Genomic DNA, 497 nt, shown 5'->3' with positions numbered 1-497 from the left:
TCCCACAACCGCCGCCGCATTGCCTGGGTCACACTCATCCACTCATGGGCAATATTCAGCTCACTGTCCACCTGCATGCTGCGGGTATTGATGTTGGCCGAGCCATGGGTGGTGAACACGTCATCGACGATCATCAGCTTGGAGTGGACGTACACCGGCATCCATTCCCTGCCCGCCGGTGAGTCCGGGGCAACCAGCGAGCACAGGTGCACTTTCAGGCCGGGGATGTCCTCCGGCTCGACGGTGCTTTCCTTGATCTGCTTGATGTGCCAATCGAGTTCGGCCTGCCACTCGGCCAGTTCCCGGTGCCCGGCACGGTCGCGGGGCTCGGGCATTGGCCGGGGTGATGCTTGCGCTTTGACCTGTTCGATGCGCCGCAGCTTGGTCACTTCAGGAATGGTCTCGGCGCGCCCCAGGCTTTCGAGCATGCGCTGGGTATTGCGGGTGCCGGCGCCTACGCTGTCGTCGCCGGCGTTGGTGATGACGAACAGGTGCAG

1 protein-coding gene is annotated in these 497 nt (G+C 63.2%); it reads right to left on the bottom strand.

What is annotated here, in order from left to right:
* Nucleotides 1-497: phospholipase D-like domain-containing protein (locus KW839_RS27325; protein ID WP_371318129.1), on the bottom strand; the 497-nt coding region annotated here is incomplete at both ends.

Source organism: Pseudomonas sp. PDM31 (genome assembly GCF_019218965.1).
GTDB lineage: Bacteria > Pseudomonadota > Gammaproteobacteria > Pseudomonadales > Pseudomonadaceae > Aquipseudomonas.
This window is presented reverse-complemented; position numbering and strand designations above follow the sequence as displayed.